The 19,632-nt window shown below is 58.5% G+C and carries 17 protein-coding genes and 1 tRNA gene; 7 read left to right on the forward strand and 11 right to left on the reverse strand.

Going from position 1 to position 19,632, the window contains the following annotated elements:
- Nucleotides 1–123: 123 nt before the first annotated feature.
- A complete protein-coding gene (gene yajC / locus LKE65_RS07820; RefSeq protein WP_086645534.1) occupies nucleotides 124–468 on the forward strand; it encodes a preprotein translocase subunit YajC in 345 nt (114 codons plus the stop codon).
- Nucleotides 469–491: 23 nt separating this feature from the next.
- On the opposite strand, the gene LKE65_RS07825 is transcribed toward yajC, so the two are convergent.
- Nucleotides 492–2,756 carry a primosomal protein N' gene (locus LKE65_RS07825; protein ID WP_278740907.1) on the reverse strand — a complete coding sequence of 755 codons (2,265 nt, stop codon included), beginning with the start codon at nucleotides 2,754–2,756 and terminating at the stop codon, nucleotides 492–494.
- 105 nt (nucleotides 2,757–2,861) lie between these two features.
- Between LKE65_RS07825 and LKE65_RS07830 the strand changes: the two genes are divergently transcribed.
- Genes LKE65_RS07830 through LKE65_RS07840 form a run of 3 tightly spaced genes read left to right on the forward strand, consistent with a single transcriptional unit; the run spans nucleotide 2,862 to nucleotide 5,775 of the window.
- Nucleotides 2,862–3,851, forward strand: coding sequence for a tyrosine recombinase XerC (locus tag LKE65_RS07830; protein ID WP_278740908.1), 990 nt, complete (start codon nucleotides 2,862–2,864; stop codon nucleotides 3,849–3,851).
- Nucleotides 3,852–3,856: 5 nt separating this feature from the next.
- On the forward strand, nucleotides 3,857–4,822 hold the full coding sequence (gene pip, locus LKE65_RS07835) for a prolyl aminopeptidase (protein ID WP_278740909.1): 966 nt from the start codon (nucleotides 3,857–3,859) through the stop codon (nucleotides 4,820–4,822).
- On the forward strand, nucleotides 4,819–5,775 hold the full coding sequence (locus LKE65_RS07840; RefSeq protein WP_278740910.1) for a retroviral-like aspartic protease family protein: 957 nt from the start codon (nucleotides 4,819–4,821) through the stop codon (nucleotides 5,773–5,775). The genes pip and LKE65_RS07840 overlap by 4 nt, the downstream gene beginning before the upstream one ends.
- A 112-nt stretch (nucleotides 5,776–5,887) precedes the next feature.
- Here the strand turns inward: LKE65_RS07840 and LKE65_RS07845 are convergent, their stop codons facing one another.
- From LKE65_RS07845 to groES, 5 genes are all read right to left on the reverse strand, one after another.
- Entirely contained in the window at nucleotides 5,888–6,367 is a 480-nt protein-coding gene (locus tag LKE65_RS07845) for a hypothetical protein (protein ID WP_086645530.1), read from the reverse strand.
- 208 nt (nucleotides 6,368–6,575) lie between these two features.
- A complete protein-coding gene (gene arfB / locus LKE65_RS07850) occupies nucleotides 6,576–6,998 on the reverse strand; it encodes an alternative ribosome rescue aminoacyl-tRNA hydrolase ArfB (RefSeq protein ID WP_278741811.1) in 423 nt (140 codons plus the stop codon).
- Between the two features lie 110 nt (nucleotides 6,999–7,108).
- Nucleotides 7,109–8,509 carry an ammonium transporter gene (locus LKE65_RS07855; RefSeq protein WP_143296442.1) on the reverse strand — a complete coding sequence of 467 codons (1,401 nt, stop codon included), beginning with the start codon at nucleotides 8,507–8,509 and terminating at the stop codon, nucleotides 7,109–7,111.
- A gap of 310 nt (nucleotides 8,510–8,819) precedes the next feature.
- Nucleotides 8,820–10,460: a chaperonin GroEL gene (gene groL, locus LKE65_RS07860; RefSeq protein ID WP_086645529.1), complete on the reverse strand. Its 1,641-nt coding sequence runs from the start codon at nucleotides 10,458–10,460 to the stop codon at nucleotides 8,820–8,822.
- Between the two features lie 52 nt (nucleotides 10,461–10,512).
- Entirely contained in the window at nucleotides 10,513–10,806 is a 294-nt protein-coding gene (gene groES / locus LKE65_RS07865) for a co-chaperone GroES (RefSeq protein ID WP_086645528.1), read from the reverse strand.
- 212 nt (nucleotides 10,807–11,018) lie between these two features.
- On the opposite strand from groES, the gene LKE65_RS07870 reads away from it, so the two are divergent.
- Nucleotides 11,019–11,687, forward strand: coding sequence for a dienelactone hydrolase family protein (locus LKE65_RS07870; protein ID WP_278740911.1), 669 nt, complete (start codon nucleotides 11,019–11,021; stop codon nucleotides 11,685–11,687).
- A 140-nt stretch (nucleotides 11,688–11,827) separates the two neighbouring features.
- On the forward strand, nucleotides 11,828–12,031 hold the full coding sequence (locus LKE65_RS07875) for a cold-shock protein (protein ID WP_025827469.1): 204 nt from the start codon (nucleotides 11,828–11,830) through the stop codon (nucleotides 12,029–12,031).
- Between the two features lie 23 nt (nucleotides 12,032–12,054).
- Here LKE65_RS07875 and LKE65_RS07880 read toward each other — a convergent pair whose 3' ends face one another.
- The 4 genes from LKE65_RS07880 to efp all read right to left on the reverse strand — a co-directional run bounded on the left by LKE65_RS07880 (nucleotide 12,055) and on the right by efp (nucleotide 17,363).
- Nucleotides 12,055–15,006, reverse strand: a complete 2,952-nt coding sequence (locus LKE65_RS07880) for an ATP-dependent DNA helicase (protein WP_278740914.1) — start codon at nucleotides 15,004–15,006, stop codon at nucleotides 12,055–12,057.
- 61 nt (nucleotides 15,007–15,067) lie between these two features.
- Nucleotides 15,068–15,865 (reverse strand): class I SAM-dependent methyltransferase, encoded by a 798-nt coding sequence (locus LKE65_RS07885; protein ID WP_278740916.1) that lies wholly within the window; start codon nucleotides 15,863–15,865, stop codon nucleotides 15,068–15,070.
- A gap of 53 nt (nucleotides 15,866–15,918) precedes the next feature.
- Nucleotides 15,919–16,749 carry an inositol monophosphatase family protein gene (locus LKE65_RS07890; protein ID WP_086645524.1) on the reverse strand — a complete coding sequence of 277 codons (831 nt, stop codon included), beginning with the start codon at nucleotides 16,747–16,749 and terminating at the stop codon, nucleotides 15,919–15,921.
- 47 nt (nucleotides 16,750–16,796) lie between these two features.
- Nucleotides 16,797–17,363: an elongation factor P gene (gene efp / locus LKE65_RS07895; protein ID WP_048853086.1), complete on the reverse strand. Its 567-nt coding sequence runs from the start codon at nucleotides 17,361–17,363 to the stop codon at nucleotides 16,797–16,799.
- A gap of 150 nt (nucleotides 17,364–17,513) precedes the next feature.
- Here efp and LKE65_RS07900 point away from each other — a divergent pair.
- Nucleotides 17,514–17,603: transfer RNA gene (locus LKE65_RS07900), tRNA-Ser, on the forward strand.
- A 311-nt stretch (nucleotides 17,604–17,914) separates the two neighbouring features.
- Here LKE65_RS07900 and LKE65_RS07905 read toward each other — a convergent pair.
- Entirely contained in the window at nucleotides 17,915–19,576 is a 1,662-nt protein-coding gene (locus LKE65_RS07905) for a restriction endonuclease (protein ID WP_278740918.1), read from the reverse strand.
- Nucleotides 19,577–19,632 lie beyond the last annotated feature (56 nt).

Raw genomic sequence — 19,632 nt, forward strand, 5'->3', positions numbered from 1 at the left:
ATTCCTTATTAAAGGTCTTTCTGGCGGTCTTTCGTCAGCATGGGAGCTTGACGCGGGAGGATTGAAAATTATGGTCACTTCTTCTGTTTTCGCAACCAGCCATTGTTGAAGGTCTGTACCCTTATGTCCAATTTTCTTATCCCCGCTGCTTACGCCCAGACAGCCGGAGGCTCTGGCGGTGCTTCGGGCATTATGTCCTTTTTGCCGTTCGTGGCTGTTTTTGCCATCATGTATTTTCTGCTCATCCGCCCCCAGCAGCAGCGCCAAAAGCAGCTTAAATCCGAGCTCAAGGCCCTGCGCCGTGGTGACCGGATTGTAACAGCCGGTGGTGTTATTGGTGTTGTGCAGCGCACCAAGGAAGAGTCGAACGAAGTGGAAGTGGAAATCGCACCTAACGTGCGCGTTATGGTCATGCGGGAAACCATTTCCACCGTGCTGACCAGCACAGCCAAACCCGCCAACGACTAAGCCTCAGCCGGGGCTGGTGACCGTTACAGGAACGAGACGGGGTCTATATCCACCTCAACGCGCGCGTGCCTGTCCAGTGGAACCAGCCCCAGCCAGCGGTGCAGAATAGGTTGCACCGCAATGCTGCGCCATGTGCGGAGCAGCAACCGGCGGCGGTGCCGCCCGCGCAGGATGGCAAGCGGGGCCGGAGCTGGCCCCAGTACCTGAATACCCTCCCCATACGGGGCGGTGCGGCCAAAGCGGGCTGCGGCATCATCCGCCGCCTGAGGTGTGTCCGCGCTGATGATCAACGCTGCCAGCCGCCCATAAGGCGGCCAGAAGCCGGGGCGGCGCTGTTCGGCCTCCTGCTCCATGAACTGGTCAAAATCGCCCGAAAGCAGGGCCTGCATAACCGGATGTTCGGGCGTGTAGCTTTGCAGCACCACGCGCCCCGGTGCGCTCGCACGGCCCGCGCGGCCTGCAACCTGATGCAAAAGCTGGATCGTGCGTTCCCCGGCCCGCAGGTCCGCCCCCCCAAGCCCCAGATCGGCATCCACAATGCCAACCAGTGTCAGATGGGGGAAGTGCCAGCCCTTGGCCACAATCTGGGTGCCAATAATCAGGTCCACTTCACGGCGGGCAATTTTGGCAACTGCTTCTGCGGTGGCGGCAGGCCCCCCAAGCGTATCGCTCGACATGACAAGAATACGCGCATCGGGGAAGCTCTGGCGCGCCTCCTCGGTTATGCGCTCAATCCCCGGACCAATGGCGGTCAGGCTGTGTTCGGTTTTGCAGTTCGGGCATACGGGGGGCATGGGTTCCGTATGGTCGCAGTAGTGGCAGCTAAGCACCTGCCGGTTGCGGTGTTCCACCAGCCATGCGGTGCAGTGCGGGCATTCCATGCGGTGGCCACAGGTGCGGCACAGCGTAAGGGGGGCGTACCCCCGGCGGTTAAGGAACAGCATAGCCTGTTCCTCCCGCCCTAATGTGGCAGCGATGTCTTCCACCAGTCTGGGGGAGAGGAACAGCCCGCGTTCAGGCGGGGCCTCCCGCATGTCCAGCAGGTGGGTTTGCGGCAGGGATGCGCCGCCGTGGCGGGTGGGCAGCACAAGGCGCTGGTAGCGCCCGGCGTGTGCATTGGCCAGAGTTTCCAGGCTGGGGGTGGCGGACACCACCACAGCGGCAAACCCCGCCAGCCTTGCACGCACCACCGCCATGTCCCGCGCGTTGTAGATTACGCCTTCTTCCTGCTTGAACAGAGATTCGTGCTCTTCATCCACAATAATCAGGCCGAGGTTGCAAAAAGGCAGGAACAGCGCCGAGCGCGCGCCCACAACCACCGTGGCGGACCCATCGGCCGTTCCCAGCCAGGTCTGGCGGCGGGCCTTCTGCCCGATTTCGGAGTGCCAGACAGCGGGGCGCACGCCAAAGCGGCGGGTAAACCGGTCCATCCACTGGGCAGACAAGGCAATTTCGGGCAGGAGCACAAGGGCCTGCTGCCCCTGTTCCAGACAGGCGGCTATGGCTTCGAGGTAGATTTCGGTTTTGCCCGAGCCTGTTACCCCTTCAAGCAAGGTTACGGAAAATTTTTTGTCCTGCACGCTGTGGCGCAGGGCTGTAGCGGCTTCTTTTTGCGCTCCTTCCAGCACAGGCGGGTGGTGCAGCGGGTCGGGCTGGGCAAAGGGGCTGGCAGGTTCAAGCAGGACCGGGCGGAGTGCTCCTGCATCTGCCAGCCCTTTGACCACACCAGCATTGACCTCTGCCGCACTGGCAATATCGGTTGTGGTGCGGGGGCGGCCATCCGCCATAAGGGCCAGCACCTTCTGCCGTGCGGGGGTTATGCGCAGTTCTTCCGGTGGGGTGGGGGGAGCGATCCAGCCCATGGCGGGGGCAGGCGTGGCCCCTTTCATGTGCAGGCGCAGGGTCATGGCCAGTACCATGCCGGGGGGGGAGAGCGTATAGGCGGCCACCCAGTCCACAAACCGGCGGAGTTCGGCATTAAGTGGGGGAAGCTCCAGCCGTTCGGCCACGGCACGCAGGCGGTTATCCGCCACTGTTTTGGCGGGCGTGGGGTGGGCAAGGTCCGGTGGCAGGGTGGTGTGTGTGTCCCAGACCACGCCGGTCTGGCGGCGGTTGCCCAAGGGTACGCTCACAATATCGCCCGGCTTGAGCGCCATGCTGGCAGGGGCTTTGTAGTCAAACGGGCCAGTAAACGGCATGGGCAGCAGGACAGGCACGCGTAGCCCACCCGTTGTGGGCTGGTCCGCGCCGGAGGCATGCGTAGAAGAAGGGGGAGGAGCCACTGCCATGCCCTTATGTTTAAGCGCGCAGTAGCGCAAAGAACAGGGGTTGTCTGTTGGGCTTTTTGCCCGAACGTAGGATAGAAGGGAGCAGAAGGCAGGAGGCACATGGGCATGACGGCCGAAGACGCGGTGCAAAAATTTCTGGCATGGATGGCGGTGGAAAAACGGGCCTCCCTTTTGACCATAGATGCCTATCGGGGGGATCTGGCCCGTTTTCTGGCTTTTATGACCGCACATCTGGGTGGGCCACCGGCCATGAGCGGGCTTGCCAGCATAACCCTGCGCGACCTCCGGGCATGGCTTGCGCACGAGGTGGCACAGGCGCAGGAGCAGGCCAGCCGCCCCCATGCGCGCCGGAGTACGCCAGACCAGGCTGCCCGCACCCGAGCACGCCGGGTTTCTGCCCTGCGGTCATTTTTTAAATATCTGGCACGCAGGGAAGGGGTGGAGAATCCGGCTGTCTCGCTGTTACGCCTGCCCCGTACCAAAAAAACACTGCCCCGCCCTCTGGCACGCGAAGATGCACTGGCCGCCCCGGATGATATTGCCAGTATGGCCCACACCCCCATGGAGGAGCAGCGGAACGCCACCCTGTTCCTGCTGCTATATGGCTGTGGGCTACGGATTTCTGAAGCGCTGAACCTGAATATTGCTGACCTGCACACCATGGAAGGCAGTGGCGTCCTGCGTATTCACGGCAAAGGGGGCAAGGAGCGGCTGGTGCCCGTGCTTCCTGCCGTGTGCAGGGCGCTGGAAGCATGGCGCAAACGCCACCCCGCCCCCGCGCCGGACAGCCCGTTATTTGTCGGGGTTCGTGGGGGGCGCCTGCAACCTGCGATTGCCCAGAAGGCCATGCGGGAATGGCGGGTCAGCAACGGGTTGCCCGAGCACGTAACCCCCCATGCCCTGCGCCATTCCTTTGCCACCCATTTAATGGAAGGGGGGGCAGACCTGCGCGTTATTCAGGAACTGCTGGGCCATGCCAGCCTGTCCACAACACAACGTTACACACTGGCGGATGAGGCACGGTTGCTGGATGTCTGGACGCGTGCGCATCCACGTGCGCAAATGGAGCAGAACGCCCATAAAAAAGAAGGTTGAGGGTTATGATCACCACAGCACACCGCACCCCGTGGCCGGAAATAGAACCCTACGCGCAGGGGTATCTGGATACCGGGGAGGGGCATCAGGTTTACTGGGAGCAGTGTGGTAACCCCGATGGTATTCCGGTTGTGTTCCTGCATGGTGGGCCCGGTGGTGGGTGTTCGGCAGCACAACGCCAGATGTTTGACCCAGCCTGCTACCGCATTGTGCTGTTTGACCAGCGCGGGTGTGGGCGCTCGCGCCCGCATGCCTCGCTTGAGGCCAATACAACATGGCATCTGGTGGCCGATATTGAACGCCTGCGTACCCTGTTCGGGCTGGAAAAATGGGCTGTTTTTGGCGGATCATGGGGGTCCACGCTGGCTCTGGCCTACGCCCAGACCCACCCCGAGCGCGTGAGTGCTCTTATGCTGCGCGGCATTTTTACCCTGCGTAAGGCCGAACTGCTCTGGTATTATCAGGAAGGAGCATCCTGGCTGTTCCCCGATAAATGGGAGGATTTTGTAGCCCCCATCCCCCCCGAAGAGCGGGGAGACATGATGGGCGCTTACCGTAAACGCCTGATTTCGGACAATGTTGAGGAACGGCTGGCCGCCGCGCGGGCGTGGAGCCTGTGGGAAGGGCGAACCCTGACCCTGCTCCCCTGCCCGGAAATGGAACACCAGCATGATGAGGCCGATTATGCACTGGCTTTCTCACGCATAGAAAACCATTACTTTGTTCACGGCGGCTGGCTTGAGGAAGGCCAGCTTATCGCCAATGTGGCGCGTATCCGCCATATTCCCACCGTGATCGTGCAGGGGCGGTACGATATGGCAACCCCGGTGCGCACGGCATGGGACCTGCACAGGGCATGGCCCGAGGCGGATTTTCAGCTGGTCGATGCCGCAGGCCACGCCCTGTTTGAACCCGGTATTCTTACCGCCCTGCTCAACGCCACGGACCGTTTTGCACAGGAACTGGCATGACACATCGGCACGGCAGGCAGAAGAACCCGCGGGGGTGGCGGTACTGTGCCACCGCTGCGGCTGTTGTTGTGGGTATGGGGGCAGGGGCTCATGCCGCCAATGCCCAGTCCTGCCATAAGCTGATGGCGCGTGTGGCCTTGCGCAATGACCTGGGTTTTTTGAATAGTCCGGTCAGCCTGAACGGCCACGCCGCACGCATGATTGTGGATACAGGCTCGGAAGGGAGCCTGCTCTCGCCCGAGGCCGCCGCTTTGTTTGATACGCAACTGGACCGCTCCATGCATACCATGGTGCATGGCACGGGTGGGGCTGGGCGTATTGTGCCCAATGCGGTGGTGCGGTCCTTTAAAATGGGCGGGCTGGAGTTTGGCCCTGTCTCCATCCCCGTGGATGCGCTGCCTGCTGTGCCGCGCACGGAACCCGCAGTGGAAGGGCTGGTGGGGGGGGACCTGCTCTCACGCTATGATGTGGAGTTTGATGTAGCGCAGGGCACGCTCTCTTTCTGGTCCGCAAGCACGTCGGGTTGTTCCGGGCCGGAGGGGTGGCGCTACATCTACCGTGCAGTTCCGTTGCAGAACGCGGGGGAGCGGGTTATTGCCCGCGTGGAACTCGATGGCCATGCCCTGCAGGCGCTGGTGGATAGTGGGGCGCGCTCGTGCATTGTCTCAACCCAGGCGGCGGAGCGTATGGGCGTAAGCCAGCACACGCTGGCTACAGACCCCGGCGGGCTGACAACCGGCGTGGACGGCCACCAGCAAACCTACCACTGGCATAAATTTGGCATGATGCAGATTGGACAGGAGCAGGAAAAATCTCCCGTGCTCACAGTTGCTCCGGTGCAGGACACGGTAGATATGCTGCTGGGGGCGGACTGGTTTGCTGCCCATAAGGTATGGATTTCATACCGCACGCATATGCTCTACGTCATGCCCGTAACAGGGCGTACCCGCTAGAGCGCCGGTCTGGCGCGTTGATCATCAGGGGCTTTGATCGGGCAGGCTGTTATAGGCCGCCGTCAGTGTTGGGGGGATTTCTTCCCCAACACTGAACGAGGTTTGGAGAGTGTTATTCGCCCTTGAGGCGTTTGTTGCAGACGCTGTAATAGCCGCCGCCTTTCTCAATCCACTTCAGCCCGCCATTGGCGTTGCTGGCCTTATTGGCGTTGTACTGGTCAAGGCAGGTCTGCATACGGGCCTTGCCAGCGCTGAGCTTGGCGTATTGCGGCGCAACTGCGCTGGGCAGGGTTGCGTTGGAAGGGGCGACTTCCGTGGCGGCTACGCTTTTGGCAGGTTTGGGCGCTTCAGCACTGGCAGGTGTTGCCGGTGTGGCGGCTTTGGGGGCGGCACTTGCCGGAGTGGTGGCAACATCGCACGAACTGGCCTTGAATTCCTTGAAGGACTGGCCCTTGAGCGTGTTGGCGGTTTTGGCCTCCTTGAACTTCTCGTGGCACTCCTTCACCGTCATGGCGTGGGCGCTGGGGAGGGAAAGGGCTGTGGCACAGCCAAGCAGCAAAGCGGCCAGTCCGGTGCGGGCTACAACAGTCATGAATAGACCTCATGCAAGGAGGATAATAGCGCGGCAGCCCCATGCTGCCAGCGTTCCATCAGTATCATGAAAAATCATGCGCAAGAAATGCAAGCCTTAAGGCTTTTTGTGCGTAGCAGAAAATTAATATCAAAATGTGCTGGTGCTGGTGCTGGTGCTGGTGCTGGGTAGCCCGTGTTTGGCGTACTTGCCCGACCAGAGTGCGTGTTTAGTCCTCAAACCGGGCAGAGCGGGTGCGCTTTATGCTGGCGCGGTGGGCTTTGCCGTCCAGCCTGCGCTGGCGTGCGGCCCGGCCCGGGTGCGTGGCAACTCTGAAGGCAGGGCGGTGGGCGGCCTCGCGGATCAGGGCTACCAGCCGTTCTATGGCATCCTCACGGTTGCGTATCTGTGTTCTGAAGCGCCGGGCGGTTATGACAATAACGCCCTCCCGTGTCGCGCGGGTCCCAGCCAGTTCCAGCAGCCGCACACGGATCCGCTCGGGGAGGGAAGGGGAGCGTGCGGCATCAAAGCGTAATTGCGCAGCTGTTGCGACCTTGTTCACGTTCTGCCCACCGGGGCCGGATGCCAGAATATAACTGACCTCCAGTTCGGATTCAGGCAGGGAAAGTGCGGGAAGGATCGGAATGGCCATAAGCGGGGCATAGCATGGTTTGCCTGTCGGTGTGTGCCCTGTACCCATAAAAAAAGCCCCCATGCCAGAGCATGGAGGCTTTTTGCCCAAAAGTCGGAGAGGTTAACGGATCAGTTGTTAATCCGCTCACCATGCAGGGACATATCCAGCCCTTCCAGTTCCTGATCCGCGGTGACGCGCAGACCCATGACCAGATCAATGGCCTTGAGGATGATGAAGGAGGCAAAAGCACACCAGACAATGGTCACCAGCACCGCTTCGCTCTGCACAACAAGCTGGTGCAGCGAGCCAACAATACCCGAGGGGTTGGCATCGGTTGCGGAAAGCGGGCCATAGGCCAGCACACCGGTCAGCAACGCACCAACAATGCCGCCCACACCATGCACGCCAAAGGCATCCAGGCTGTCGTCATACCCCATCATGTGCTTGAGGGACGTTGCACCCCAGTAGCAGACAACACCCGTGATCAGGCCGATAACCAGTGCGCTGCCCGGCAGCACAAAGCCAGCTGCGGGGGTAATGGCAACCAGACCGCCAACAGCACCGGAGATTACGCCCAGAACAGTCGGTTTGCCCGAACGCAGCCACTCCGCCAGCATCCACGATACGCCAGCACCAGCGGCGGCAATCTGGGTTGCAGCCATGGCCATGCCTGCACGGCCGTTGGCACCAACAGCGGAACCTGCGTTAAAGCCGAACCAGCCAACCCACAGCAGGGCAGCACCAATGACAGCGTAGGTCAGGTTGAAGGGAGAAAGATCGTCCTGCCCGTAACCCTTGCGGCGACCAAGCACCAGAGCGCAGACCAGACCGGCAACACCGGCGTTGATATGGACAACCGTGCCACCTGCAAAGTCAGCCGTACCAAGGCCAGCCAGCCAGCCGATCGGGCTCCAGACCCAGTGCGCAATGGGGGCATACACCACCAGAGACCACAGGATGGAAAACACGCACATGGCGCTGAACTTCATGCGCTCTGCGTAAGCGCCGGAGATCAGCGCGGGGGTGATAATGGCAAAGGTCATCTGGAACATCATGAAGATGCTCTCAGGAATGGTCATGGTGGTGGCGTTGGGGCTATCCGCACCCAGTGTAAAGCCAACATCCGCACCATTATGGATATGCGCGCCAATACCGTTGAGCAGCACGCGGGAGAAGCCACCAATCCACGGAGACCCGGTTGTAAAGGCGAGGGAATACCCCGCGACCATCCATACAATGGACATGATGCAACACAGGGCAAAGGACTGCATGAGCGTTGCCAGCACGTTTTTCTTACGCACCATGCCGGCATAGAACAGGGCAAGACCGGGGATGGTCATCATAAGCACCAGTGCGGTGCTGGTGAGCATCCATGCCGTATCCCCCGTGTCTATGGGTGGGGGGGCGTCTGCGGCATAAGCCTGGGAGCAGCCAAGGGCTGCTACAAGACAGGCCGACAGAACAGCCGTGGTCTTGCGAATAACTGGACCTCTCGCCGGATTGACAGCTTGGAAGGGTCGCGCTGACATGATGATGCGTTCTCCTTAAAATACGCAGCCATTGACGCTCGCCAGATTCGTGTAAGGAGCGATGGGCCTAATCTTATTGTATCTATTCCGGAATGACCGGGGTGGCAATCCAGTTTGATACCGAATTGTTTCACAATCTGATTTATGGCTGAAAAAAGCCACAAAAAAAGAGGTCGCTGCTGCGGCCAGCTCAAATAAAAAAGGCGTGCAAACCATAATGGTCTGCACGCCCTTATACCTGTTCTGGGGGATAATGGAGGCACTGGATGGGCCAGTACCTCCAAAACCCTTAAAAACCGGTTTGGGTAACTTAGAAGTCCATGCCACCCATGCCGCCCATGTCAGGACCGCCAGCAGGGGCTGCCTTCTTTTCGGGGCGTTCAGCAACCATGGCTTCCGTGGTGATCAGCAGGCCAGCAACAGAGGCTGCATCCTGCAGAGCGGTACGGACAACCTTGGCCGGGTCAATAATACCGGCTTCAACCAGGTTCTTGTATTCGCCAGCCTGTGCGTCGAACCCGAAGTTGTAGTCAGCGTTTTCGAGCACCTTGTTGGCGACAACCGCACCATCTTCACCCGCGTTGAGGGCGATCTGGCGCAGGGGAGCCTGCAGGGCGCTGAGGATGATGTTGCCACCAACGCGCTGGTCGTCGTTGTGGTAGTGCAGGTTGGCAAGAGCCTTGGTTGCGCGGGCCAGAGCCGTACCACCACCGGGAACAATGCCTTCTTCAACTGCTGCGCGGGTTGCGTGCAGGGCGTCGTCCACGCGGTCCTTGCGTTCCTTCACTTCGATTTCCGTGGAGCCACCAACGCGGATCACGGCAACACCGCCAGCCAGTTTGGCCAGACGTTCCTGCAGCTTTTCACGGTCGTAGTCAGAGGAGGTTTCCTCGATCTGCGCACGGATCTGCTTGACGCGGCCTTTGATGTCGTCGCCGTTGCCAGCACCGTCAACAATGGTCGTGTTTTCTTTGTCGATGTGAACCTTCTTGGCGGTGCCAAGCATGTTCAGCGTAACTGTTTCGAGCTTGATGCCGAGGTCTTCGCTGATAACCTGACCACCGGTCAGGATAGCGATGTCTTCCAGCATGGCCTTGCGGCGGTCACCGAAGCCAGGAGCCTTGACAGCAGCAATCTTGAGGCCACCGCGCAGCTTGTTGACAACCAGAGTTGCCAGCGCTTCGCCATCAACATCTTCCGCAATGATCAGCAGCGGACGGCCGGACTGAACAACGGATTCCAGCAGCGGCAGGATCGGCTGAAGAGAAGATAGCTTCTTTTCATGGATCAGGATGTAGGGGTTTTCCAGATCGGCCGTCATCTTTTCCGGGTTCGTCACGAAGTACGGAGAGATGTAGCCACGGTCGAACTGCATGCCTTCAACCACGTCCAGTTCGGTCTGGAAGTGCTTGGCTTCTTCAACGGTGATAACGCCTTCGGAGCCAACTTTCTGCATGGCTTCGGAGATCATCTTGCCGATTTCGGATTCACCGTTGGCAGAGATGGTGCCGACCTGAGCGGTTTCCGCCGGGGTGGTAACCTTTTTGGCGTTCTTCTTCAGCTCTTCAACAACCACGGCAACGGCTTTGTCCACACCGCGCTTGAGGTCCATCGGGTTCATGCCAGCGGCAACGGCCTTCAGGCCTTCGCGCACAATGGCCTGAGCCAGAACGGTTGCAGTGGTCGTGCCGTCACCAGCAACGTCATTGGTCTTGGATGCTACTTCACGCAGCATCTGTGCACCCATGTTTTCGAACTTGTCAGCCAGTTCGATTTCCTTGGCGACGGAAACGCCGTCCTTGGTGATGCGGGGTGCGCCGAAGCTCTTGTCCAGAACAACGTTACGGCCTTTGGGGCCCAGCGTTACCTTTACGGCATCAGCCAGAATGTCCACACCGCGCAGCATGCGCTGGCGTGCGTCTGCACCAAACTTTACGTCTTTGGCAGCCATTGAATTTCTCCTGTGAAGATCTTTTGTAAGTTTACGGTCGGATCAGTGCGGATCAGGCTGCAACAATGCCCAGAATGTCGCTTTCCTTCATGATCAGCAGCTCTTCGCCGTCGATCTTCACTTCCGTGCCGGACCACTTGCCGAACAGAACGCGGTCACCGGCCTTGACATCAAGCGCCACAATCTGACCCTGCTCGTTGCGCGCACCCGCGCCAACAGCGACCACTTCGCCTTCCATAGGCTTTTCTTTGGCCGTGTCGGGGATGATGATGCCACCGGCGGTCTTCTGTTCGCCTTCAAGGCGCCGTACAACTACCCGGTCGTGTAAGGGACGAAACTTCGTCATTATGGATCACTCCACATTCATTTGCTGTGATGACGCCCTTTGTCAGAAAGCAGCGCCACCCGTTTGAACCGCGCGTAACATAACGCCGCGTCGCGTTAGCACTCCACCATCAGGAGTGCCAAGGCAGAAAGTAGGTACGCCCCAGAGGGGAGTCAAGGAATGGGGTAAAGTTTCTTTTTGTTTTAACGTCATTCCAGACAAGGAGATTGAACATGGGACAGATACGCACATTGGAAGCCGCCGATGGCCACCAGTTTGGCGCGTGGGAGACCGAGCGCGGCACACACCCCTACGCTCTGGTGGTGTTGCAGGAAATTTTTGGCGTAAACCACCACATCCGCACGGTATGCGAGCGGTTTGCCCAGGCGGGTTTTCACGTTATTGCCCCTGCGTTGTTTGACCGGGCAGAACGTGGCGTGGAACTGGAATACACAACAGATGGCGTGCAGAAGGGCCTTGCCCTGCGTGCGCAGATACCCACCGCCAAAACCCTGCTGGACGTACAGGCCGCAGCCCGTGCGCTAAAGGCCCGCAAGGTCGGGGTGATCGGGTATTGCTGGGGTGGCACTCTGGCGTGGGATGCTGCAACGGGCACGGATGATTTTGCCGCGGCCGTAAGCTGGTACGGCGGGGGCATAGCCGCCCATAGGGAGGAGACTCCACGCTGCCCCGTGCAATTACATTTTGGTGAGCGGGATACGAGTATTCCCCATGCCGACATAGCCGCCATCCGGGCTGCTCAGCCCAACGTTGAACTTTATGTTTATGACGATGCAGAACACGGTTTTGGCTGTGAGGAGCGCGCATCTTACAATGCGCAGGCCTTTGTACAGGCACAGGAACGCAGCCTTGCCTTCCTCAAAAGTACGCTCAATCCGTAAGGTGTCCGGGCGAAAGGAATTGGGGTGCGGGTTGAATTGTGATTGACAAGCGCCCCCGGTCGTGGGGGAGAATGTCATCTCTCCTCGCGGCACGTCGTGTGCAGGAGGAGTAACTGGCCGAAATAAGGATGACTTCGCTCATGTCGACAGGTACCGTTAAATGGTTCAACGCCACCAAAGGGTTTGGTTTTATTGCCCCCGATGATGGAGGGAAAGACGTGTTTGTGCATATTACCGCTGTACAGGCAGCCGGTCTGCGCGCGTTGAATGATGGACAGAAACTGTCCTACGACATGGTGGAGGAACGCGGCAAGCAGGCGGCCACCAACCTTAAGCCGCTCTAATCAGGCGGTCTGGGGCGGGCTGGTCAGTTTTGTCCGGCCTGCTCCGCCAGAAAAGCGGTGATCTGGCGTGCCGTTTGCGCAAGGCCACACCGCTCGACGGCAACCCCGTTGGGGAAGGCGCTTAAAAGCCTTGTGGGTGTGCGCCGGTCCAGCAGGACAAACACCCCACGGTCTGACTGCCGGCGAATCAGCCGCCCAAAGGCCTGCCGTAGCCTAAGTCGGGCTATGCGGTCATCAAATCCTTTTGGGTCTCCACCAGACAAATGAATCCGCCGCTCACGGTGCAGAATATCTGGCCGGGGCCAAGGCACGCGCTCAAACACAACCAGACGCAGGGCATTGCCCGGAACGTCCACCCCATCCCGCATGGCATCCGTGCCGAGCAGGCAGGCATGTTCCTCGGTCCGGAAAATATCAACCAGCGTGTTGTTGTCCATGGCATCCACATGCTGGGCGTAAATGGGCAGGCCTTCTTCCTCCAGCGTGGGGGCTATGCGGTCATACACACCGCGCAGGCGGGAGATGGCGGTAAACAGCCCAAGCCCGCCGCCGCCAGAGGACTGGAAAAGGGTACGAAACGCCGCAGACAGGTCCACAAGGCTGCTATTGTCCACGTCCGTTACAATAAAGGCGCGGGTCTGGCGGGCATAATCAAACGGACTGGCCAGACTGGCCCGCAGGGCAGGGGAGGGGAAATGATTGGCCCCGGTGCGGGCTTCTGCTGCCTCCCACGCGGTTTCGGCCTCGTCACTCTCTGTTCCACCGCCTTGCTGGTCACGCAGGGTGGCGGAGGTCATGAGCATGCCTTGCGCGGGCATGGCCATAATGCCCGCAAACGGAATGGTCGGGTCCAGCCAGTGGCGGTAAAGCCCTACGTCCTGTTCGTTCATGCGCTGCTTGTCGCGCCGTTCAAGGCGAATGAAGTGGATATGCGCAGGTGTGCTGCCCGGCTCTGGCGGCTGGTCCAGTGCGGCTAGCATGGTAATCCATGCATCCAGCCGGGATATGGCGCGGCGGCGCAGGGCGCGGGTCATGGCCTCTATGCGGCCACGGGTTGTGGTGTCCAGCGTGTCTGCATCTTCTTCCAGCCGGGCTTGCAGGCGTTCGCTTAGTGTGCGCAGGGGCTCTACAATCCGACTGAGCGCGCGGGCCAGTTGCTGGCCTGCCTCGGCCATGTCGGGCACAAGCGGGTGCAGGTCGCATTCCATGGCCGTGTGGATGGACTGTTTGCCCCCCTCGGCCGCACGGGCCATGGCCTGCTGGCGCAACAGGCGCAAAAAGGCTTCTGTCGGGTTTTCCATAATCGGCTGGTCAGCCGGAGGTTCGGGCGGGAACAGGGTATTCAGTTCCATGGGCTCCGGGGGCGGGGGTGTGTTTGCTGCCTCTGGTGCCAGACGTGTGGACCAGCCTGGTGCTGGCAGGGCCGTGGCCGCCAGCAAGGCGGCATCCAGCGGGTTTTCAAGCTTGGGATGGCCGACAATCAGATCATCCAGCCTGCGCTTGAGCCCCCTTGCGCGTGAGCGTCGGCCTTCTGCTCCCAGTAGCCAGCGCCGCAGTTCGGCCGTTTCCAGCCCCGAAAGCTCGGCGGAAAAAGCACTGTCTGCCGCATCGGCCAGATGGTGGCCTTCATCAAACACATAGCGTGTGGGAATGTTACCCTGTTCGCCTGCTTCGTCATCATCACTCATGCCCGCCTGAGCGTAGGCGGCCTGTGTCATGACCAGCGCATGGTTGGCAATGACCAGTGCGGCATCGTGCGCACGGCGTATGGAGTGTTCAACAAAGCAGCGCTGATAATGCGCGCAGGCTCCGTGGATGCACTCCCCCCTGCGGTCAGCGACACCGGCAAGGTTGCCGTGGCCGAACAGGTCCCCAAACCAGCCGGGTAGGTCCCCGCCAAACAGGTCTCCGTCTGCTGTGGCCAAGGCCCAGCGTGCGAGCATGCACAGGGCAATGGTAATGCCTGCGGGGCGGGAGGCCGCGGAGTTGACGGCTTCTTCCATGTTCAGCAGGCACAGGTAGTTTTCACGCCCTTTGCGCAGCACTACCTTCTGGCGGTGTGTTGTGGGGTCGGGGTAGAGGCGTTTTGTTTCCTGCTCGATCTGGCGTTGCAGGTGGCGCGTATAGGTGCTGAGCCACACCGCACCGTCGTTCCGCTCTGCCCACAGGCTGGCCGGGGCTATGTAGCCCAGTGTTTTGCCGGTGCCTGTTCCGGCTTCGGCCAGCACAATGGCGGGGTCGCCGCGCATGGTGCGGGGGGCAAATGCCTCGGTTGAGACACTGGCAAAATCTGCCTGCCCGGACCGGACCTCAGCATCGCTCCCCAGAATGTTGACCAGCCGCTCCCGTGCTTCCGCCGGGCTGATGGGGTGGGAGGCAGGGGGAGGGCGTTGCGCGCTTTCCTCCCATTTGGGCAGGTGCCGCCATACGCGCAGGGCATCTGCGGGCTGGGTGGCTTCTTCCGCCAGCCTGCCGTTGTTGGTGAGCCGGCTGTGCAGGTCTATGGTTTCCGCCACAGTGCCGGTCCATATCCAGCCAGCCTGCCCCAGCCGGACCGTAAAGGCCGCCAGAAGTTCAATCTGCCCGCTTCTGGCCTGCCGTGCCAGCTCACCCAGCAGGATGGACAAAAGGTTGGGCAGCAGGTCTGCCTCTGCCCGGTCAATATTCTGCTCGTCCAGCCCAAGGGCCAGAGCAAGGCCGCGGGGAGTGGGGGCCACCGGGCGGGCGGGATACACGAATGTAAAAAGTTCCAGCAGGTCCAGCCAGGGGGCGGGCTGGCCTGTGGGGGGGAGGTCCAGCTTGCGGGCCAGTGCCGGGGCATGCACCACCAGTGGGCACGGCATAGAGTGCAGTCGCTCGCGTACCTCGGCGGCACTCAGGCTGAGCAGTTCGCCATCTTCTGTCAGGAGCGAAAACCGCCCCTGATGGGGAACAAGGGCTGGGGCTTCGTGGGCAGAGGGGAAGGATGGCTGCATGGTTTACTTTACATGAGCTATTCTTGCGGCAAATGCCAGAGCCGAGCCGTAATGGTGTGGGTCAGGAACTCTTGCGCCGGAAAATGACCGAGTGGGCTGGCGTACGGCTTTTCATGGTTTTGTGCAGGGTAAAGCCGTAGCGTTCAAAAATCAGGCAGAGATTGCGGTGGTTGAAAAACTGTAAATGTTCGGGCGGGCAAATATCCGTCCAGGAGGGAAGGTCCTGTGGCACGGCAGGGTGCCCTATATCTGGGGCCGAAATATAGACAAAGCCATTGGGGCGGGTAATTGCGGCCAGTGTCTGCATAAACTCGTTTGGCCCGGCCACATGTTCCAGCACCTCGGAGCTGAATACAAAGTCAAATGTCAGGCCACGCTGGCGGAAGGTGGTTGAATCTTCGCAGTAGAATGTGGCTTGTGGGAAGTGGCGCTTGGCGTAGGCAATGCTGTTCTGGCTGATGTCCAGACCCGCAGCGCGCGCACCCAGCCTGCTGAATGCCTCGGCCATAAAGCCGCCGCCACACCCAAAATCCAGAACATCCTTGCGCCAGACATAAGGCAGGAACTGGAGGCTCCGCCACAACGCACGCCAGCGACGGCTGGAAGCCTTGGGATAAAAATCGGCTGATGCACCGCGATACGTCGTTTCGTAAAACGCACGGAGTGTGGCGGCATCCGGGTAGGGATGCACGAACAGAAAATCACAGTCGGGGCAGCGGAACAGGTCGTAGCCATTTTTGCTGAATGCAAAAGCGGCCCCCTGTGCGCGGCAGAGTGGGCATTCTGTTGGGGTATGGGGGGATGCCAAACCGGCCTCTGGACCCGCCGAGATTGTGTGGGGAGGTAAATGCGTAGTCATGCAGTGTTACTCTCCCCAGCTCAGGCGTAGTCCGGTGGCTGGTCGGCGGGGTGTTATTCCGGGTTTTTCAGGCTGTCGGCAACAATGTCGAGCAGCTTGCCGTGCATGTTGCCATTGCCAGCAACAATCATCACATCGTCGGGCAGGTCATCCAGTTCCGTGCCGTCGGGGGCTGTAACCTGACCGCCCGCTTCACGCACGATCAGAATACCTGCGGCACAATCCCACGGCTTGATGCCGAATTCCCAATACCCTTCGTAACGGCCTGCCGCGACCCATGCGAGGTCCAGCGAGGCCGCGCCAAAGCGGCGCACGCCAGCCACGCGGGGCATAAGGTTGCCCAGCACGCGTGCAAAAGGCAGGCGCTGGCGGGCAGGCACCTTGGCAAAGGGAATGCCTGTGGCAAACAGGGATTCGGGCATTTCCCGCCGGGCGGACACACGAATGCGCCGCTCGTTCAGGAATGCGCCACTCCCCTTTTCGGCCCAGAACATTTCACCCGCTGCGGGGTTGTAGATCAGGGCAGCGGCCAGTTCCACCTTGCCATCGGGCAGGCGGCGCTGGAGACCAATGGAAATGGCCCAGTGCGGAATGCCGTGCAGGAAGTTGGAGGTGCCGTCGAGCGGGTCAACAATCCAGCGCCATGTCCAGTTATCGCTACCCGATTCCCCGGATTCTTCCATAAGGAAGGCATAGCCCGGACGGGCCCGTTCCAGTTCTTCGCGCAGGGTCTGTTCTGCACGGAGGTCCGCCTGGGAAACAAAGTCACCCGGCCCCTTGATGCTTACCTGAAGCTGCTCGACTTCGTTAAAATCGCGCAGGAGACGCTTGGCCGCCTTCTGGGCTGCGGTTTGCATCACCATCATGACGGGGGAGAGACGCATGGCCACTGTAATTAAGTCCTGCTCTGGAGAGAAAAAAACTGAAAAAATCAGTCCTTGGCGCGTTCGACGTAAGACCCGTCTTCCGTGCGGACCACAATGCGTTCACCCGCTTCGATAAACGGCGGGACCATGGTTTTGACACCATTGGACAGCATGGCGGGCTTGTAGGAGGAGCTGGCGGTCTGGCCTTTGACAACCGGATCAGCTTCAACCACTTCCAGCGTAACATGCGGGGGCAGGTCAATGCCAACCGGGTCCCCTTCAACCAGATGCAGGTTGATGGTCATGTTGTCCTGAATGAAGGGAGCCTGATCGCCCAGTAGATCGGTGGGGACAGAAAGCTGTTCAAAGGTTTCGGGGTCCATCAGAACCAGCAGTTCGCCATCTGTATAGGAATACAGATATTCGCGGTCTTCGGTCATCAGCCGTTCGACCGTATCAGCCGTGCGCCAGCGTTCGTTGGTTTTATTGCCGGTCTTGAGGTCGCGCATTTCAACCTGAATGAACGCACCGCCCTTACCCGGGGTAATAATCTGCTGTTTTAAGACCGTCCAGCGACGGCCATCATGCTCAATCACCTGACCGGCGCGGATCAGGTTTGCCTGCTGTTTCATACTTGGTTCCTGAGAGGAATGGCTATTCTGTTTGGGGCTTGTACAGTTCCAAGGCAGGAAGGGCAAGCGCTACGCGGTGAACTCCCCCGCTTTGTCCCGCTGGACAGAACCGTTGCATCCTGTTTATAAGGCTGCACCTGAACAGGTTAAGGAAGGGTGGCCGAGCGGTTTAAGGCACCGGTCTTGAAAACCGGCGTGCGTGAGAGCGTACCGTGGGTTCGAATCCCACCCCTTCCGCCATGACAGCAAATACCCATATTTTATGAGAGATTGGCCTTTATGTGTGCCGATGCTGGGTTATAATTTACTATTATAAAATGTTGATCATAGCATCCTGAAGCAGCACGCGTGTAATGCTTCATTTCAGCCAGTATCTTGAGCCCAGTTGTCGTTGCGATTTGGTGGGAAAGCACATCCGACTTGGGCTCTAGGCTCAGGAAATATTTTTTAAATCAGAAGATGAGGCTTTCTGGGATATGAATTGCGAGCAGAGACCATCGCTCGTCCTGTCCATCACAGACGGTATGCCGTTTTGCTTCTCCGTGCTTCAATTACAAAAGAGTGGATAAGATGGGCTGATCATTTGTCCGGTTGTAAATTTCCTCTGCTGCAGTAGGAAGTTGGGTATGATGGACTAGTATGACGCCAGTAGTAGCCGCCACCTGTCTGGCCGATTGTGAGAATGTTGAGTTTGTGGCCACGATGGCGCCGTTTGCTCCTTGAAAATTTTGAGCGGCAAAGGCTTGTTGCACAGCATCATTCCCCACTGTTCCAGAATACAGCTTACATTGTACAACGATGCGGACATTCCCTTTTCGGGCAATAACATCCGCCCCCTGATCTCCGCTCTTCTGGGTTGCATGAGCATCCCAACCTGCGTTGCTCAGTATTAATGCGCAGTGCTGTTCATAATCGAAAGGACTCATTCTAGTATCAAAAACAGAGGGGTTGCTGACGTATGCTGTGCTTCCGGTATTGACGGGCAAAGGGTCTGAGGCAACTTCAGTAATGAGATTTATAGCGTTTAGTCTTAGTTTCTGACGAAGGGTTGGGTTATTTATTCCAGAAATAATAATTCCTTCAATTCGTGTCTCCATAAAATAATTTATTTCTCTTACCCACGCGGCAGTTTGTAGCGTTCCGTATTGGTCTGTTGTAAGTTTTTGCGTTCTTGCAATTTGTAAATTCAATTTTTGACTGAATATTTCTTTAGATACACTATCCCACGTGGCCTGATATGCTTTTTTCTGCATCGATTTTACGAATACATATAAGGCAGCGCAGATTGCTGCAAAAAGTGCTAGGTAATACGGAAAGTTCGACCCAGATTGGCTGTCGTCATTGTGCGTGCTGGAGTTTGACGCTGGTTCTGGCGCTGAAAATGCAACTCCAGACGATTGAAGGTTACCCCCCGAAGGCGCGATCTTTTCAACTTCTTGAGATAATTTGTCGGCATCATCATCTGAGATAAATCCGGTGACGTCACTATCCCCATGAGACTTTTGCCATTTGATAATTGCGGCTCGTGTACTTTCGCCATAAACACCATCGGCTTGCGCGTTTCCCCCAAGAAAACCAAGAGCAATCAAATCATTCTGGAGAGCGATGTGCTGTTCAATGGGCCTGCTGGCTTCTTCTAGGGAGGGACCGTATAGGCGTGACTTATACTTGTCAGTTAACGCATCCATGTGAGTGATATAACAAACTGGATCTGCCTGAGGGATGTTCTGGGGACTGGTTGATTTTGAAGAATCAAGGCATTCCTTCAAAATCGTATCATCAGCCCCAACTTCTTGCTTAAGAGCCTTCCATCCATCTTTCCCAACCACTTGGCGCAAAGCATAATACGTTTGGTCGAATATCAACTCATGCTTGGCTGCCTCACTATTCTGGCACAGCATCGTTGCAATGCTGTCTTTCGAGTGGTCTGAAGAGCAATTGAAGTCTGGGCGATAAGTTGCATTGGAAGAGGATGTATCGTTCAAATAGGAATTTGCGGCATATGCTGATTTAGGGGAAATAGAGGTAATATTGGATTTATGTGCATGATCGTGACTTGGAAATAACCAGCCAAAAATAACAGCGCCGCCGAAGAACATGATGGCGACCGATGCAAATTTATCTTGCATTTTTTTCTTGAAATAATATTGTCGATTATAAGCTGCTTTTTTGTAGTTTTTCGCCCAAAATGGCTTTGAGCTTTTCCTGCTCATAATGGCTCTCCAAAATATAAGATTTCAATTTGAGGCTATAATAACCGTATAAATCG

This window comes from Acetobacter fabarum (assembly GCF_022483405.1).
In the GTDB taxonomy this organism is placed as follows: Bacteria; Pseudomonadota; Alphaproteobacteria; order Acetobacterales; family Acetobacteraceae; genus Acetobacter; species Acetobacter fabarum.

Excerpts from the sequence above, each read along its gene's own strand:
- LKE65_RS07840 (WP_278740910.1), top strand. The coding sequence starts at position 4,819 with ATGACACATCGGCACGGCAGGCAGAAGAACCCGCGGGGGTGGCGGTAC.
- LKE65_RS07885 (WP_278740916.1), bottom strand. The coding sequence starts at position 15,865 with ATGACTACGCATTTACCTCCCCACACAATCTCGGCGGGTCCAGAGGCC.
- LKE65_RS07890 (WP_086645524.1), bottom strand. The coding sequence starts at position 16,749 with ATGCGTCTCTCCCCCGTCATGATGGTGATGCAAACCGCAGCCCAGAAG.
- efp (WP_048853086.1), bottom strand. The coding sequence starts at position 17,363 with ATGAAACAGCAGGCAAACCTGATCCGCGCCGGTCAGGTGATTGAGCAT.
- arfB (WP_278741811.1), bottom strand. The coding sequence starts at position 6,998 with ATGGCCATTCCGATCCTTCCCGCACTTTCCCTGCCTGAATCCGAACTG.
- pip (WP_278740909.1), top strand. The coding sequence starts at position 3,857 with ATGATCACCACAGCACACCGCACCCCGTGGCCGGAAATAGAACCCTAC.
- LKE65_RS07875 (WP_025827469.1), top strand. The coding sequence starts at position 11,828 with ATGTCGACAGGTACCGTTAAATGGTTCAACGCCACCAAAGGGTTTGGT.
- LKE65_RS07830 (WP_278740908.1), top strand. The coding sequence starts at position 2,862 with ATGACGGCCGAAGACGCGGTGCAAAAATTTCTGGCATGGATGGCGGTG.
- LKE65_RS07825 (WP_278740907.1), bottom strand. The coding sequence starts at position 2,756 with ATGGCAGTGGCTCCTCCCCCTTCTTCTACGCATGCCTCCGGCGCGGAC.
- yajC (WP_086645534.1), top strand. The coding sequence starts at position 124 with ATGTCCAATTTTCTTATCCCCGCTGCTTACGCCCAGACAGCCGGAGGC.
- groES (WP_086645528.1), bottom strand. The coding sequence starts at position 10,806 with ATGACGAAGTTTCGTCCCTTACACGACCGGGTAGTTGTACGGCGCCTT.
- LKE65_RS07905 (WP_278740918.1), bottom strand. The coding sequence starts at position 19,576 with ATGAGCAGGAAAAGCTCAAAGCCATTTTGGGCGAAAAACTACAAAAAA.
- LKE65_RS07855 (WP_143296442.1), bottom strand. The coding sequence starts at position 8,509 with ATGTCAGCGCGACCCTTCCAAGCTGTCAATCCGGCGAGAGGTCCAGTT.
- LKE65_RS07880 (WP_278740914.1), bottom strand. The coding sequence starts at position 15,006 with ATGCAGCCATCCTTCCCCTCTGCCCACGAAGCCCCAGCCCTTGTTCCC.
- LKE65_RS07870 (WP_278740911.1), top strand. The coding sequence starts at position 11,019 with ATGGGACAGATACGCACATTGGAAGCCGCCGATGGCCACCAGTTTGGC.
- groL (WP_086645529.1), bottom strand. The coding sequence starts at position 10,460 with ATGGCTGCCAAAGACGTAAAGTTTGGTGCAGACGCACGCCAGCGCATG.
- LKE65_RS07845 (WP_086645530.1), bottom strand. The coding sequence starts at position 6,367 with ATGACTGTTGTAGCCCGCACCGGACTGGCCGCTTTGCTGCTTGGCTGT.